This window comes from Candidatus Nitrosacidococcus tergens (assembly GCF_902810445.1).
GTDB classification, from domain to species: Bacteria; Pseudomonadota; Gammaproteobacteria; order Nitrosococcales; family Nitrosococcaceae; genus Nitrosacidococcus; species Nitrosacidococcus tergens.
Genome location: NZ_LR778175.1, coordinates 331,097 through 346,848, shown reverse-complemented (window position 1 = coordinate 346,848; position 15,752 = coordinate 331,097). Strand labels below are relative to the sequence as shown.

15 protein-coding genes and 4 tRNA genes are annotated in these 15,752 nt (G+C 37.6%); 7 read left to right on the top strand and 12 right to left on the bottom strand.

Annotated features, from left to right (window positions below):
- Window positions 1-16: 16 nt before the first annotated feature.
- From rpoB to NSCAC_RS01660, 12 genes are all read right to left on the bottom strand, one after another.
- A complete protein-coding gene (gene rpoB / locus NSCAC_RS01715; protein ID WP_197744711.1) occupies window positions 17-4,126 on the bottom strand; it encodes a DNA-directed RNA polymerase subunit beta in 4,110 nt (1,369 codons plus the stop codon).
- A 199-nt stretch (window positions 4,127-4,325) separates the two neighbouring features.
- Window positions 4,326-4,703 (bottom strand): 50S ribosomal protein L7/L12, encoded by a 378-nt coding sequence (rplL, locus tag NSCAC_RS01710; protein ID WP_197744710.1) that lies wholly within the window; start codon window positions 4,701-4,703, stop codon window positions 4,326-4,328.
- A 53-nt stretch (window positions 4,704-4,756) separates the two neighbouring features.
- Entirely contained in the window at window positions 4,757-5,281 is a 525-nt protein-coding gene (gene rplJ / locus NSCAC_RS01705; protein WP_197744709.1) for a 50S ribosomal protein L10, read from the bottom strand.
- Window positions 5,282-5,368: 87 nt separating this feature from the next.
- Window positions 5,369-6,058, bottom strand: coding sequence for a 50S ribosomal protein L1 (rplA, locus tag NSCAC_RS01700; RefSeq protein ID WP_197744708.1), 690 nt, complete (start codon window positions 6,056-6,058; stop codon window positions 5,369-5,371).
- 2 nt (window positions 6,059-6,060) lie between these two features.
- Window positions 6,061-6,492 (bottom strand): 50S ribosomal protein L11, encoded by a 432-nt coding sequence (rplK, locus tag NSCAC_RS01695; RefSeq protein ID WP_197744707.1) that lies wholly within the window; start codon window positions 6,490-6,492, stop codon window positions 6,061-6,063.
- Between the two features lie 65 nt (window positions 6,493-6,557).
- Window positions 6,558-7,112: a transcription termination/antitermination protein NusG gene (nusG, locus tag NSCAC_RS01690; RefSeq protein ID WP_197744706.1), complete on the bottom strand. Its 555-nt coding sequence runs from the start codon at window positions 7,110-7,112 to the stop codon at window positions 6,558-6,560.
- A gap of 1 nt (window position 7,113) precedes the next feature.
- Window positions 7,114-7,461, bottom strand: coding sequence for a preprotein translocase subunit SecE (gene secE, locus NSCAC_RS01685; protein ID WP_197744705.1), 348 nt, complete (start codon window positions 7,459-7,461; stop codon window positions 7,114-7,116).
- Window positions 7,462-7,555: 94 nt separating this feature from the next.
- A tRNA-Trp gene (locus NSCAC_RS01680) sits at window positions 7,556-7,631 on the bottom strand.
- Window positions 7,632-7,655: 24 nt separating this feature from the next.
- The gene (gene tuf, locus NSCAC_RS01675; RefSeq protein WP_197744704.1) at window positions 7,656-8,846 is read right to left on the bottom strand and encodes an elongation factor Tu; all 1,191 of its coding nucleotides are present in this window, start codon (window positions 8,844-8,846) and stop codon (window positions 7,656-7,658) included.
- 46 nt (window positions 8,847-8,892) lie between these two features.
- Window positions 8,893-8,968: transfer RNA gene (locus NSCAC_RS01670), tRNA-Thr, on the bottom strand.
- Window positions 8,969-9,038: 70 nt separating this feature from the next.
- Window positions 9,039-9,112 (bottom strand) — tRNA-Gly (locus NSCAC_RS01665).
- A 19-nt stretch (window positions 9,113-9,131) separates the two neighbouring features.
- Window positions 9,132-9,216: transfer RNA gene (locus NSCAC_RS01660), tRNA-Tyr, on the bottom strand.
- Between the two features lie 125 nt (window positions 9,217-9,341).
- On the opposite strand from NSCAC_RS01660, the gene galE reads away from it, so the two are divergent.
- The 7 genes from galE to ubiB are packed head-to-tail and all read left to right on the top strand — an operon-like array spanning window position 9,342 to window position 15,751.
- Window positions 9,342-10,334, top strand: coding sequence for a UDP-glucose 4-epimerase GalE (gene galE, locus NSCAC_RS01655; protein ID WP_197744703.1), 993 nt, complete (start codon window positions 9,342-9,344; stop codon window positions 10,332-10,334).
- A gap of 52 nt (window positions 10,335-10,386) precedes the next feature.
- Complete coding sequence (gene hslV / locus NSCAC_RS01650; protein WP_197744702.1) at window positions 10,387-10,926, top strand: ATP-dependent protease subunit HslV; 540 nt, start codon at window positions 10,387-10,389, stop codon at window positions 10,924-10,926.
- A 15-nt stretch (window positions 10,927-10,941) separates the two neighbouring features.
- Window positions 10,942-12,267, top strand: a complete 1,326-nt coding sequence (gene hslU, locus NSCAC_RS01645) for an ATP-dependent protease ATPase subunit HslU (protein WP_197744701.1) — start codon at window positions 10,942-10,944, stop codon at window positions 12,265-12,267.
- An 18-nt stretch (window positions 12,268-12,285) separates the two neighbouring features.
- Window positions 12,286-12,687: a gamma-butyrobetaine hydroxylase family protein gene (locus NSCAC_RS01640; protein ID WP_197744700.1), complete on the top strand. Its 402-nt coding sequence runs from the start codon at window positions 12,286-12,288 to the stop codon at window positions 12,685-12,687.
- Window positions 12,687-13,433 carry a bifunctional demethylmenaquinone methyltransferase/2-methoxy-6-polyprenyl-1,4-benzoquinol methylase UbiE gene (ubiE, locus tag NSCAC_RS01635; protein ID WP_197744699.1) on the top strand — a complete coding sequence of 249 codons (747 nt, stop codon included), beginning with the start codon at window positions 12,687-12,689 and terminating at the stop codon, window positions 13,431-13,433. The genes NSCAC_RS01640 and ubiE overlap by 1 nt, the downstream gene beginning before the upstream one ends.
- A gap of 21 nt (window positions 13,434-13,454) precedes the next feature.
- Entirely contained in the window at window positions 13,455-14,066 is a 612-nt protein-coding gene (locus NSCAC_RS01630) for a ubiquinone biosynthesis accessory factor UbiJ (protein ID WP_197744698.1), read from the top strand.
- The gene (ubiB, locus tag NSCAC_RS01625; RefSeq protein WP_197744697.1) at window positions 14,063-15,751 is read left to right on the top strand and encodes a ubiquinone biosynthesis regulatory protein kinase UbiB; all 1,689 of its coding nucleotides are present in this window, start codon (window positions 14,063-14,065) and stop codon (window positions 15,749-15,751) included. Before NSCAC_RS01630 ends, ubiB begins: the two co-directional genes overlap by 4 nt.
- Window position 15,752: the final 1 nt, after the last annotated feature.

Genomic DNA, 15,752 nt, shown 5'->3' with positions numbered 1-15,752 from the left:
GGGGCTATAGTAACTGTTATGGTATTCCTTTACTTTTACGTTTTAATTCAATATCAATTCCTAAAGCATGCACTTCCTTTACAAGTACATTAAAGGATTCTGGTATATTTGCCTCCATCTGATAATTATCATCTACAATATTTTTATAAATTTTAGTACGCCCGCTCATATCATCTGATTTTATAGTAAGCATCTCCTGCAGAGTGTATGCAGCTCCATAGGATTCAAGCGCCCAAACTTCCATTTCTCCAAACCGTTGCCCACCAAATTGGGCTTTCCCACCTAAAGGCTGCTGAGTAACTAAACTATAAGGGCCTGTTGATCTAGCATGCATCTTATCATCAACTAAATGATTTAGTTTTAGCATATGCATATACCCTACAGTAATTGGGCGCGTGAAAGCCTCTCCTGTTCGTCCATCATAGAGAGTAGTCTGTCCACTTGTGGGCAGTCCAGCTAGTTTTAACATATTTTTAATATCTTCTTCAGAAGCCCCATCAAATACTGGAGTTCCCATAGGGACACCATCGGATAAGTTATATGCTAACTCTATAAGCTCTTGATCGTTTAAAGAATTTATATCCTCTTTTTTACCACCAGTATTATAAATTTGCTCTAAAAAACTACGGAGTTTTAATATATCTAATTTCTCTAGATCAAGCATATCTTTAATTTTTTTACCAAGCTCTTTAGCAGCCCACCCTAAATGGGCTTCTAGAATTTGTCCAATATTCATTCTAGAAGGAACCCCTAAAGGATTAAGTACCATATCTATAGGAGTACCATCTGCCATATAAGGCATATCCTCTATTGGCACAATAGTTGAGATCACCCCTTTGTTTCCGTGGCGACCCGCTACTTTATCACCTGGCTGAGCACGGCGTTTCACAGCTAGAGACACTTTGACCATTTTTTGTACTCCTGGAGGTAAATCATGCCCAGAAATCAGTTTAATACGCTGTTGCTCTAAATTCTTATCTGTTATGGATCTTAATTCCTTTAATTGAGTTAAGGTCGATTTAATTTGGTGATTAGATTCTTCATCGTTTAATTTGATATCAACCCATTGCTTTTTGGGTAAAGTTTTAAGATTATCTACAGTAATTTTTATTCCTGATAATAGAGTACCTATCTCTTTTTTGACAGTTTTCCCTAGTAAGATTTGCTCCAAGCGTTGATAAATATCAGCTTCTATAATTCGAAACTCATCTTCTAGATCTTTTTTTATTTTAGCAAGCTCCATTTCTTCAATGGATAATACTCTGGCATCTTTTTCTACACCATCGCGTGTGAATACTTGAACACCAATAACCGTACCATGTATTCCAGAAGGTACACGTAAAGAGGTATCTTTTACTTCAGAAGCTTTCTCACCAAAAATAGCACGTAATAGTTTTTCTTCAGGTGTAAGTTGTGTTTCTCCTTTCGGAGTTATTTTACCTACTAAAATATCACCAGGACTTACTTCTGCACCTATATATACAATGCCTACTTCATCTAATTTAGATAAAGCTGCCTCGCTTACATTAGGTATATCACTACTAATTTCTTCTGTACCTAATTTAGTGTCTCGAGCTAAACAAATAAGCTCCTCTATGTGAATTGAAGTAAACCTGTCCTCTTCTACCACTTTCTCTGAAATAAGAATCGAATCTTCAAAGTTGTACCCATTCCATGGCATAAAAGCTACAAGTAAGTTTTGTCCTAATGCAAGCTCACCCATATTTGTTGAAGGACCATCCGCTAAAACGTCCCCTGTATTTACTATATCGCCTGGTTTAACTAAGGGTCTCTGATTAATACAGGTATTTTGATTAGAACGAGCATATTTGGTAAGGTTATAAATATCTACACCTTGCTGTTGATCTAAGTTCGATTTTTGGGTATTTACTCTTACCACAATCCTTGTAGAATCAACAAAATCCACAGTGCCCGCACGATTAGCGTTAATCATCACACCTGAATCTCGCGCTACTACTCGCTCCATTCCTGTGCCTACTAGAGGTGCTTCTGATTTTAAAGTAGGGACTGCTTGGCGCTGCATATTAGAACCCATTAAGGCTCGATTTGCATCATCATGTTCCAAAAAAGGAATTAAAGATGCCGCTGCAGATACTATTTGCTTTGGAGAGATATCAATATATTGAACTTTCTCTGGTGGTAAAAGAGTAAATTCGTTTTTATATCGGCAAGATACTAACGTATCTGATAGATCACCTCTTTCACTAATAGTGGCATTAGCTTGAGCAATAACATATTCTCCCTCTTCAATTGCTGACAAGTAATCAATTTCTTCAGTTACTTTCCTTTCTATAACTTTTCGATATGGTGTTTCTATAAACCCATACTGATTAGTTCTAGCATAAATCGATAAAGAACTAATTAAACCAATATTTGGACCTTCCGGTGTTTCAATAGGGCACACTCGACCATAATGAGTAGGGTGCACATCACGTACTTCAAACCCTGCTCTCTCTCTAGTAAGTCCGCCTGGTCCTAGAGCCGATATTCTTCGCTTATGTGTTATCTCTGATAAAGGGTTATTTTGATCCATAAACTGTGAAAGCTGATTTGAACCAAAAAATTCCTTAATTGCTGCAGATACTGGTTTCGCATTAATCAACTCTTGAGGCGTTAACCCCTCTGATTCAGCAAGACCCAACCGTTCTCTTACTACTCGCTCTACACGTATTAAACCAATACGAAACTGATTTTCAGCCATTTCACCAACACTACGTATCCTGCGATTACCCAAATGATCAATATCATCTACACTTCCCAATCCATTACGAATTTTGATAAGTGCTTTAATAACATCAACAATATCTTCTTTTGATAATGTTCCAGAACCAGTAGTACTCTCTCTTCCAAGATGGCGGTTGAATTTCATTCGCCCCACTGCAGAGAGATCATAACGTTCAGGATTAAAAAATAAATTCTGAAAAAGATTTTGAGCCGCTTCTTTTGTAGGAGGTTCTCCAGGCCGCATCATTCGATAGATTTCTATCTGCGCCTCTAGAGCTGAGTTAGTGTAATCTAGTTGTAGCGTATCTGAAATAAATGAACCTTGATCTAGATCATTGGTATAAATAAGGTGAAAATGCGAAATATTGGCACTGTTTATAGTGTCTAATAATTCAATCGTAATTTTATTATTTGCTTTAGCTAAAATTTCTCCAGTATCTGAGTCGATGATATCTTGAGCCAGCGTCTTTCCTGTTAAAAATTCTCTAGCAGATTCGGGGATAGTTAATACGTTTATTTTTGCTTTTTCTATTTTTTTAATATGTAATGATGTAATTCTCCGATCAGCTTCGACAACTACTCTTCCGCTCTGATCTTTAATATCAAAAGAAAAAGTCTCTCCTCGAAGTTTTTGAGGTACTAAATCCAATGTATAGCTTGAATTTTGATGATGAACAGCAATTACCTCAAAAAATAAAGCAAGTATTTCTTCAGTACTATAGCCAAGTGCCCGTAACAATATTGTGATTAATAATTTACGCCTACGATCTATACGAGCGTATAGGCAATCTTTTAGATCAAATTCAAAATCTAGCCAAGAACCACGGTAAGGAATTATTCTAGCTGAAAAAAGCAATTTTCCAGAAGAATGAGTTTTTCCTTTATCATGCTCAAATACAATCCCAGGTGAACGGTGTAATTGAGAAACAATAACCCGCTCAGTTCCATTAATGACAAAATTACCTTTTGGTGTCATCATGGGTATTTCACCCATGTAAACTTCTTGCTCTTTTATATCTTTAACTATTTGCTCATTTGCAGAAACTTCCTTATCATAAAGAACAAGGCGTAAATTAACTCGTAATGGTGCCGCATAGGTTAATCCACGAGTATAACACTCTCTAATATTAAAAAGCGGAGATCCAAGAGAATAACTGACATAATGTAATTCAGCATACCCAGTATAGCTTTTAATTGGAAATATACTTTCGAATACAGCATGCAAACCCTTGTTATCTCTTTTCTCTGGAGATATATCCTTTTGTAAGAAATCTGAAAAAGAGTTAATTTGTGTTGCTAGTAGGTTAGGAATATCTAATATACTATAGAGTTTACTAAAATCCTTGCGAATGCGTTTCTTCTCAGTTAGTGAGTAAGACATTTCAATTACCCTGTTTGGCGCTTATATAAAAATCAATACCTAACTCTAGAAATCCAGAATTAGGTGTCTCTATTGAAATAATATCTAAAAAAGAAAAAGGCTGGTAAATATTTACCAGCCCTCTTAAATGGAGAAAGTAAAAATCATAGACTATATATTTATAGATTATATATCTAAGCTATAGCTATACGACTCTTCATTATTTGATTTCGATAGTAGCGCCAGCTTCTTCAAGCTGTTTTTTAATATTTTCTGCCTCTTCTTTGGAAGATCCTTCTTTAACTATAGAAGGAGCACCCTCCACCATATCTTTAGCCTCTTTAAGGCCTAAACCAGTAATGGCACGTATCACTTTAATAACCTGTACTTTATTTGAACCGAAGTTAGCCAAAACTACATCAAACTCTGTTTTCTCTTCGGCCTTAGCTTCTATCCCTGATCCTACAGGTGCAGCCACTGCAACTGGTGCAGCAGCACTTACTCCAAACTTTTCCTCCATTGCTTCTATTAACTCGACTACATCCATGACAGTCATGTTCGCAATTGTTTCTAAAATTTCTTCTTTTGCTACAGCCATTTTCTACTCCGTCGATCTTCCTGATTATAAATTACAATTTATATACAAATTCGTTATTCTTTTTTCTGTTCTCGAACAGCAGCAGTAACACGTGCTAATTTTGCTACTGGTTCAGCTAACGTACGAACCAATTTGCTAATTGGTGCCTCTAAAATCCCCATTAACATAGCAATTGCCTGATCCTTAGTAGGCATATCTGCTAGAGAATTAATAGCCTCAGAAGGTAATAATTTTCCTCTAAGAGCGCCTGATTTTACTTTTAATCGATCGTACTCTTTGTTAAAATCTCGTATTACCCGAGCAGCGGCACTAGGCTCTTCAAGTGAAAACGCAAATATTAAGGGACCTTTTAGCTCTGAATTTATACATTCAAAATCAGTCCCTGCTAAAGCCCGAGCTACTAAAGTATTGCGTATCACCCGTAAATAAACATTTTCTTGGCGAGCCACTACTCTTATTTTTGTTATCTCAGAAACTGTTAGCCCGCGGTACTCGGCCGTAACTATAGAATGAGCTTGGGAGGCAACATTTGCAATTTCAGTAACGATTGTCTGCTTTGCTTCCAAATTAAGACTCAAATTCAACTATCTCCTTTGATGTTAGACAACATAAAAACAATATCCGATCTAAGCTATTTTCCTTAACTATCTAATATATATTCTCTATTATAAACTACTTTGATCTATAGCTAATCCCGGCCCCATAGTCGTTGATAAAGCTAATTTCTTTAAATAAATTCCTTTAGAAGAAGATGGCTTTAATTTCATTAAATCTTCAATCAAAACCTTTAAATTAGCTTTGAGCGAGTCCACATCAAACGATACTTTACCTATTGAGCAATGTATAATTCCTGCTTTATCAGTTCTATAACGAACTTGACCAGATTTAGCTTTTATAATTGCATCAGCTATATCGCTAGTAACTGTTCCTACTTTTGGGTTTGGCATTAACCCTCGAGGTCCTAAGATAGTACCTAGTTGACCTACTATGCGCATTGCATCTGGAGATGCAATAATAACATTAAAAGGTATTTGACCTGATTTAATTGTTTCTGCTAAATCTTCAAGCCCAACTGCATCCGCACCAGATTCTTTTGCTATATCAACATTAGCTCCTTGGGTAAATACGCCCACTTTTACTATTTTTCCAGTTCCGTGAGGAAGTACAGTTGCACCACGAACTACTTGATCTGATTTTCTTGGATCTACACCAAGAATAATAGCTGTATCTATAGATTCTTCAAATTTTACTTTAGAATTTTCTTTAAGCAGGCTTAGTGCATCATCTACTGAGTAAAACTTTCCGGAATCTACTAATGTATTAATCTCTTTTAACCTTTTACCTATCTTAGCCATTTCTAGGTACCCTCTACCTCTAATCCCATACTACGAGCACTTCCTGCTACTGTTCGAATAGCTGCCTCTTGGTTGGCCGCAGTTAAATCAGGCATTTTAGTTCTAGCGATTTCTTCTATCTGTGATAAATTCACTTTACCAACCTTATCACTATTAGGACGGCTACTCCCAGAATTTACTCCCGCTGCCTTTTTTAGGAGTACAGATACAGGAGGGGTTTTAGTTATAAAAGTAAAGCTACGATCAGAATATACTGTAATAACTACGGGAATAGGCATTCCTTGCTCTAATCCTTGGGTTTGAGCGTTAAATGTTTTACAAAATTCCATAATATTAACGCCTTTCTGCCCTAGAGCAGGTCCCACTGGTGGGCTTGGATTTGCTTGACCAGCACGAACCTGTAATTTAATGTAAGCTTCTATTTTTTTTGCCATAACTCATCTTTTGATTATTGTCGTCGTGTATTCAAATTCGACAAAACTACAGATTATTAAGTGACTTAACTATTAGTACTATTCTTCTCAACCTGCCTGAATTCAAGCTCAACTGGAGTTGATCTACCAAATATTAACACAGCAACTCGTAATTTGCTTTTTTCGTAATTCACTTCTTCAACTACACCATTAAAATCTGCAAAGGGACCATTAATAACACGTACTACTTCTCCTGGCTGGAATGGAATTTTTGGTTTAGGTTGAGCAGCCATTTCCTGTATTTGGTTCAAAATTTTCTGAGCCTCAGAATCCATAATAGGTACTGGCTTGTCACCAGATCCTCCAATAAACCCTAATATTTTTGGAGTGCTCTTTACTAAGTGCCAAGTTTCATCATCCATTTCCATATGTGTCAGAATATATCCAGGGAAAAATTTACGTTCACTCTTCCTTTTTTTCCCCTCTCTTATTTCTATAACCTCTTCAGTAGGTACTAAAATTTCCCCAAATCTCTCCTGCATATTATAACGAGCAATACGCTCCTGAAGCATTTTTTTTACCTGCTGTTCTAGTCCAGAGAATACATGTATTACGTACCACTGTTTATGGTTATTAGACACACTATGCTCCCTGCCCAGTTAATAATCGAACAGCCCACATAAGTAATGAATCGAATAACCACAGTATGCTTGCTACAGTAATTACCATGAGTAGCACAATCAAAGTGGTCTGAGTTGTCTCTTGCCTCCCGGGCCAAACAATTTTACGGAATTCTATTTGGGTGTCCCGCATAATCCCTACCACTGATTGCCCACGATCCGTGTTTACTACTGCCACTAAGGATGCGATAAAACCAATAAGCAATATTACTATACGTAGAGAAATAGGCTGATTGCTAAAATAATAGAACATCCCTATAGTTAGGGTTAGTAATAGAAACGCAAATATAAATTTAGCAGTATCAGTCATGAATACTCACAGAATACAAATTAAAGGCACCATTCTACTAATAATATTAAAATCACGCCAGTGTTTAATTAGCAATAATCTTAAACTAAGACTATGGCAGGTCAGGAGGGAGTCGAACCCCCAACCTGCGGTTTTGGAGACCGCTGCTCTGCCAATTGAGCTACTGACCTATATATTTAAAATTTGATATAAATTTACTCAATAATTTTACTGACCACACCTGCACCCACGGTACGACCACCCTCTCTAACAGCAAAACGTAACCCCTCTTCCATAGCAATAGGTGCAATTAAGCTGACCGTAACCTGAATATTATCTCCAGGCATTACCATCTCCACCCCTTCTGCTAAATCAACTGACCCCGTTACATCTGTAGTTCTAAAATAAAACTGAGGTCGATATCCCGTGAAAAACGGTGTATGACGCCCCCCTTCCTCTTTTGAAAGAATATATACTTCTGCTTGAAACCTAGTGTGTGGCGTAATCGTTCCAGGCTTTGCTAAAACTTGCCCACGCTCCACATCTTCTCTCTTCGTTCCACGAAGCAGTATACCTACATTATCTCCTGCCCTGCCTTCATCTAGCAGCTTACGAAACATCTCAACCCCTGTACAGGTGGTCTTCTGCGTTGCTTTTATCCCTACAATTTCTATTTCATCGCCTACTTTTACAATCCCTCGCTCAGCCCGACCTGTCACAACAGTACCACGACCTGAAATTGAAAATACATCCTCTATAGGCATTAAGAAAGGTTGATCTATTGCTCTTTGTGGCTCTGGGAAATAAGAATCCATCGCCTCTACTAGTTTTACAATAGCAGGCATGCCTATATCACTTTCATCCCCTTCTAGGGCCTTTAAAGCACTACCTACTACAATAGGAATTTCATCTCCTGGAAACTGATAGCTATCAAGAAGCTCCCTAACCTCCATTTCTACTAATTCTAATAGCTCCGGATCATCTACCATATCCGCTTTATTTAGAAAAACCATAATGTTAGGTACACCTACTTGACGAGCAAGTAAAATATGTTCTCTAGTTTGTGGCATTGGACCATCTGCCGCCGATACAACAAGAATAGCTCCATCCATTTGAGCCGCTCCTGTAATCATATTCTTGACATAATCCGCATGTCCAGGGCAATCTACGTGTGCATAATGACGAGCTTGACTTTCATATTCTACATGGGAAGTAGCAATAGTGATCCCACGCTCCCTTTCTTCCGGAGCATTGTCAATTTGATCGTAAGCTTTAGCTTCCCCTCCGTATTTCGCCGAGAGGGTCTTTGTCAATGCCGCCGTCAATGTGGTCTTCCCGTGATCTACGTGACCAATCGTCCCTACATTTACATGGGGCTTCTTTCTTTCAAATTTCGCCTTGGACATAATAAAATTCCTAAAACACCTAGATAAACATAAACTATTCTAATTCTGGAGCCCACAACCGGATTTGAACCGGTGACCTCTTCCTTACCAAGGAAGTGCTCTACCGACTGAGCTATGTGGGCAAATGCCTATCATTACCCAGTAACTTCAAAACTAACCTTAAGATTAAATATATTACATTTAAGGTAGCTTTGGAGCGGGCGATGGGAATCGAACCCACATCATCAGCTTGGAAGGCTGAGGTTCTACCACTGAACTACGCCCGCTATTTTAGCATTATAAACATGGTGGAGGGGGGAGGATTCGAACCTCCGAAGGCGGAGCCGTCAGATTTACAGTCTGATCCCTTTGGCCACTCGGGAACCCCTCCCGATGCAAACTTATAATTTTCTTTTTTTTAAGCTAGAATGTCAATATAAATAATTCAATTAATTTAAATAACCGCTATTTAAACTTTATAGTTAGCCATATACCAACTCATATTTTATAAATTTTATGGAAAAAAAAGGAATATTAGTCACTGGAGGTGCGGGATATATTGGTAGTCATGTTGTGCTGCAATTAGCAGAAGCACACCCTACTGTAGTTGTTCTCGATAACCTTTCAACAGGTTTTGCAGATGCAGTAATTGGTGCCAAACTGATTATTGGAGATGTTAAAGATAAGTACTTAGTGAAAAATATCCTTAAAGAGTACTCGATCAATACGGTGCTGCATTTTGCAGCCCACACTATTGTACCAGAATCTGTTTCCAATCCTCTTAAATACTATGCTAATAACACTTGTGCTACACGAAACTTTTTAGAGTGCTGCGTTGAAGAAGGTGTGAAAAATTTTGTATTCTCATCTACGGCAGCAACTTATGGTATCCCACCTACACCAACTGTTACGGAAGATACACCAACAAATCCTATAAATCCTTATGGCTCTTCCAAGCTTATGAGTGAATGGATGCTGCGGGATTTATCTCAAGCAACTCATCTTAACTATGTTATTCTACGCTATTTTAATGTAGCGGGTTCTGATCCTAAAGGTCGCATTGGTCAATCTACTCAGAATGCCACCCTATTAATTAAAGCAGCCTGTGAAGTAGCAGTGGGCAAAAGGGAAAATATTCATATTTTTGGGGTAGATTATTCAACCCTAGATGGTACGGGTATTCGAGACTACATCCATGTGGAAGACTTAGCTAAAGCTCATTTACTTGCCCTAGATTATTTAAGATCAGGAGGACAATCAATTATCCTTAATTGTGGTTATGGTCATGGCTATAGTGTGCGTGAAGTACTTGATTCTGTACAAAGGGTATATGGGAAACCAATAAAAATTATTGAATCCCCTCGCCGACCCGGAGATCCTCCTCAGCTTATTGCTATAGCTGATAAGATAAGAGATACTTTGAAATGGGTACCCCAATGTGACAATTTAGATTTTATCGTAAAAACATCCCTAGACTGGGAGCGAAAACTTTTACTTAAAGATCATTAGCTTAGTACTCTGTTACACTACTACCTATTATGTAATTTAGGAGTATACACATTTGGAATATTTTCATGGCACAACCATCCTTTTGGTAAGGCGTCAAGGACGAGTCGTGATTGGTGGTGATGGGCAGGTGAGTATGAACACTATCATCATGAAAGGAAATGCCCGTAAAGTACGACGTTTATATCATAATCAGGTGATCGCCGGGTTTGCTGGAGGTACTGCTGATGCATTTACACTGTTTGAACGATTTGAAGCTAAATTGGAAAAATACCAAGGTAATTTAGTTCGTGCAGCAGTAGAGCTAGCTAAAGATTGGCGTTCTGATCGATCTTTAAGGCGGCTTGAAGCACTACTTGCTATCGCTGACTGCCAAACATCTTATATTATTTCAGGTAATGGGGATGTAATTGAACCTGAAGATGATCTTATTGCCATTGGATCAGGTGGGCCTTATGCACAATCTGCAGCACGAGCTTTACTAGAAAATACTGATTTTAATGCACGGACAATTGTTGAAAAAGCTATGACAATTGCGGCTAATATTTGTATTTATACCAATACTTACTTAACCATTGAAGAACTTTCAAACTGATCACTCATATCATTTATGTTTGAACTTACTCCACGTCAAATTGTTCAGGAATTAGATAAACATATTATTGGGCAAGCAGCAGCAAAGCGTGCAGTGGCTATTGCACTTCGTAATCGATGGCGCAGACAGCAAGTCACAGAAGATCTTCGTAGTGAGATTACTCCCAAAAATATTCTTATGATCGGCTCTACTGGCATAGGAAAAACAGAGATAGCACGCCGCTTAGCAAAACTTGCTAATGCACCTTTTATTAAGGTTGAAGCTACTAAATTTACAGAGGTAGGTTATGTAGGGCGAGATGTAGACTCGATTATTCGAGATTTAGTAGATATCGCTATTAAAATACTTCGTGAGCAGGAAATTTCTAAAGTATACTATCGCGCTCAAGATACTGCTGAAGAGAAAGTACTTGATGCCTTACTTCCAGCCCCAAGAACTGCACTTTCAGAATCAAGAGAAGAAGAGTCAAATACTCGGCAGAAATTTCGTAAAATGCTCAGAGAAGGAAAGTTGGATGAAAAAGAAATAGAAATCGATTTGCCTATCACATCTATGGGAGTTGAAATCATGGCTCCCCCTGGCATGGAAGAAATGACAAGCCAGCTTCAAAGTTTATTTCAAAATTTAAATGGTTCTCGTACTAAAAAGAAGAAACTAAGGGTAAAAGAAGCCCTTAAGTTATTAACTGAAGAAGAGGCTGGGAAATTAGTCAATGATGAAGACTTAAAAGTGCGTGCAATAAAAAGCGTAGAGCAAGATGGAATCGTGTTCTTGGATGAAATTGATAAAATTGCAAAGCGTTCTGAATTTTCAGGCACTGATGTCTCAAGAGAGGGAGTGCAACGAGATTTACTACCTTTAATCGAGGGAAGTTCAGTTTCTACAAAATATGGCATAGTTAAAACTGATTATATTTTATTTATCGCCTCTGGTGCTTTCCATCTTGCTAAGCCTTCAGATCTTATTCCGGAAATACAAGGACGGTTACCTATACGGGTAGAATTAAATGCACTTACCATTGATGATTTCATTCGTATTTTAACTGAGCCAAGGGCCTCTCTTACTGAGCAGTACATCGCATTGCTAAAAACTGAAGGTATTTCTTTAACTTTTTCTAAAGATGGGATTGAACGGATTGCCCATATGGCTTGGCATATCAATGAGCGTACTGAGAATATTGGTGCTCGACGCCTCCATACTATTATGGAGCGTCTATTAGAAAGCCTCTCTTTTGAAGCTGAGGATTGCGTAACCAAGGAAATAATTATTGATTCCCATTATGTAAACAGCCAGCTTGGAGATTTAGTAAAAGACGAAGATTTATCTCGCTATATTCTATAGAAATCTTATTTCTAGTCTATGACAATTTCCCAATCAATTCCTACTATCATCAGATTACATCGTACTTCCTGTACTCTTGAGCTTGAATTTAATGATAGAACTAGGTATTTATTGCCATGTGAATTCCTAAGAGTATATTCTCCTTCAGCAGAAGTGCAAGGTCATGGTAATGAACAAAGAGTATTACTTATTGGAAAAGAATCAGTAACGATTAAAAATATCGAATCGGTTGGAAACTATGCGATTAGATTATATTTCAGCGATGGGCATAGTACTGGACTCTATTCCTGGAAGTACTTATATGAACTTGGAGAAAAACAGGAGCAATTGTGGCAAGATTATTTAAATCGATTGCAACAAGTAGGTTATACACGTAGAGAATCCAATACTAAAACAATTACTGATAGACAAGAGAAGTAATGGATCAAAAACAAACCACTCATTTTGGCTTTCAAGAAATAGCTATAGAGGAGAAAGCTCGTCGAGTAGCTGAAGTTTTTCATTCAGTTGCTAATCGCTATGATGTAATGAATGACCTTATGTCTCTGGGTATTCATCGGTTTTGGAAGCATTTTGCTATTGAATTAAGTAATATCCGCCCAGGAATGCAGATATTGGATGTAGCAAGTGGTACTGGAGATATTGCAAAATTATTTTCTGATCGGTTAGGTAAGAGTGGGCATATTTTCCTCACTGATATTAACTCTAGCATGCTTACAAATGGTCGAAAACGATTAATTAATTTAGGCAAAATCGGAAATTTAAGCTATACACAGGCTAATGCTGAAGCGTTACCATTCCCTAATAATTATTTTGACCGGATTACTATAGCATTTGGGTTACGCAATGTAACAAATAAGCTGGCAGCTCTACAATCTATGTATCGAGTATTAAAGCCGGGAGGGCAATTATTAATTTTAGAATTTTCAAAACCTATGCCATGGGTGACTCCAATTTATGATAAATATTCTTTCTGGATACTTCCTCAGCTTGGCAAATTAATTACTGGGGATGCAGACAGCTATCGCTATTTAGTGGAATCTATTCGTAAACACCCTGATCAAAATACATTAAAGGAATTGATCCATTCTGCAGGCTTTGATCATTGTACATTCTATAATCTAAGTCAAGGTATCGTAGCGCTTCATAAAGGTTATAAATATTAATATTATCCAAGGGATATAATTGTGTCTACGCCTTCTATTTTATTGGCACCAATTGCTGCGATTATTAATACTATTTTACAATACCACCCTAATCACAATCAGCGGTTAATAAATCTTTCTGGAAAATATCTAAAAGTTGAGCTGACAGATCTCCAAATTGAAATTTTCATTAAAATCACCGCAAGTAATATTGAGTTAAGTACCTTCACAGAAGCTATACCAAAAGCTACTCTATCTGGAACAACTTTGGCTTTCTTAAAAACAGCAGTTTCCTATGCTCAATCTCCTAAGATTCTTTTTACAGGTGATATTCAAATCCATGGAGATGTGGAGTTTATCCAGCAGCTTAAGCAGTTTGTTCAAGAATCTAACTTAGATTGGGAAGAAATACTCTCCAAATACACAGGGGACATCCTAGCTTATCAAATTAGCAGTAACGTACGATACGTTAAATCTTGGGGTAGTAATACAGTGAAAGCATTAAGCCAAAGTCTAACTGAATATTTACATGAAGAAATACAATTATTACCCAATCATGGAGAAGTTATTCATTTTCTTGATACGGTAGATCACCTGCGTGCTCAGTTAAATAGATTAGAAGCTAGAATTCAACGATTAACGCATCAGTTATGAAACTGTATCAATTTTTTCGCCTCTTTTATATTAATTGGACTTTATTACGCCATGGGCTTGATGAAATTATCCTTGCTACCCACCTATTTCGCCCTATACGTTTTCTAGCATACATTCTTCCTGGTCGTTGGCGTAAAACAGTTTCTAGTGCTCCTAGAGGAGTACGTATTCGAAGAGCCTTAGAAGATTTAGGTCCTATTTTTGTAAAGCTTGGGCAAATACTCTCTACTCGTTATGATTTACTGCCTAGTGATATTACTGATGAGCTCTCCTTACTGCAAGATCGAGTCGCTCCTTTTCCCTATGATCAAGCTAAAAAAATTATCGAAACAGCTTATGGGCAACCTATTTCAAAGGTATTTGCATCTTTTGATAGTCAACACCTAGCTTCTGCTTCAATTGCTCAAGTTTACGGGGCAGTACTTCAGGGTGACATTAAAGTAGTTGTTAAAGTAGTAAGACCGGGAATTAAACGCATTATTCAAAGTGATATAGAACTTTTACATATTCTTGCTGGGTTGGCAGAGAAATACTGGTCTGAAGGCCCCCGGCTTCATCCTCGTGGTGTAGTCGCAGAGTTAGAAAAAGTCTTATATGATGAGCTTGATATGATTCGAGAAGGTGCTTCTGCTTCTCAATTGAAGCGTAATTTTACTGGATCGACTAACCTTTATGTGCCTACGATTTATTGGGACTATACCCGATCCAATGTGTTAGTAATAGAACGAGTATATGGCATTCCTATTGGAGATATTAAAAAACTTCAACGGTATGAAATAAATTTTCAGCGATTAGCAGAAACTGGGGTTGAAATATTTTTCACTCAAGTATTTCAGCATAGCTTTTTTCATGCAGATATGCATCCAGGAAATATACTAGTTTCTACTGAAAACCCTGAAAATCCTTCCTATATCGCAATCGATTTTGGGATTATGGGAACTTTGGGAACAGAAGATCAGCATTATCTAGCTGAAAATTTTCTTGCCTTCTTTAATCACGACTATCGGCGAGTAGCTGAACTTCACGTAGATGCTGGCTGGGTAGCATCTAATACTCGAGTAGATGAATTTGAATCTGCAATTCGTAGTGTTTGTGAGCCTATTTTCGATCGACCTTTAAAAGATATTTCGTTTGGTCAATTTTTAGTACGCTTATTTCAGACTGCTCGTAGATTTCACATGGAAGTACAACCTCAGCTGGTTTTATTACAAAAAACTTTGCTCAGTATTGAAAGCCTAGGTCGTAGTCTTTATCCAGATTTAGATCTATGGAAAACAGGAAAGCCTATTTTAGAACGGTGGATGAATCAGCAAACAGGCCCCTATGCAGCCTATAGTGCATTAAAAACGAATATGCCAAGGTGGGCAAATACCCTTCCGGAGATACCTCTATTAACCTATGAGGTAATTAAGCAAGCTAGTAAAGGTCATTTACGTATTCGATTGGCACCTGAAGATCTTAGTGCATTAAATCAGGAAATACGTAGAGCGAGTTTAAGAGTCACTACTGCAGTAGTAGGAGCGGCTCTATTGCTTGGGTCAGCAGTTATTTATAGTGTGAATAATGCTTTACCTATTGTGTGGGAGAAGATCCCTTTATTAAGTTGGTTATTTGCTGGTATAGGTTTAGTATTTATTACTATTGCTTGGCGCTCAAAACGTAATATAAAACAAAATATAGATTAAA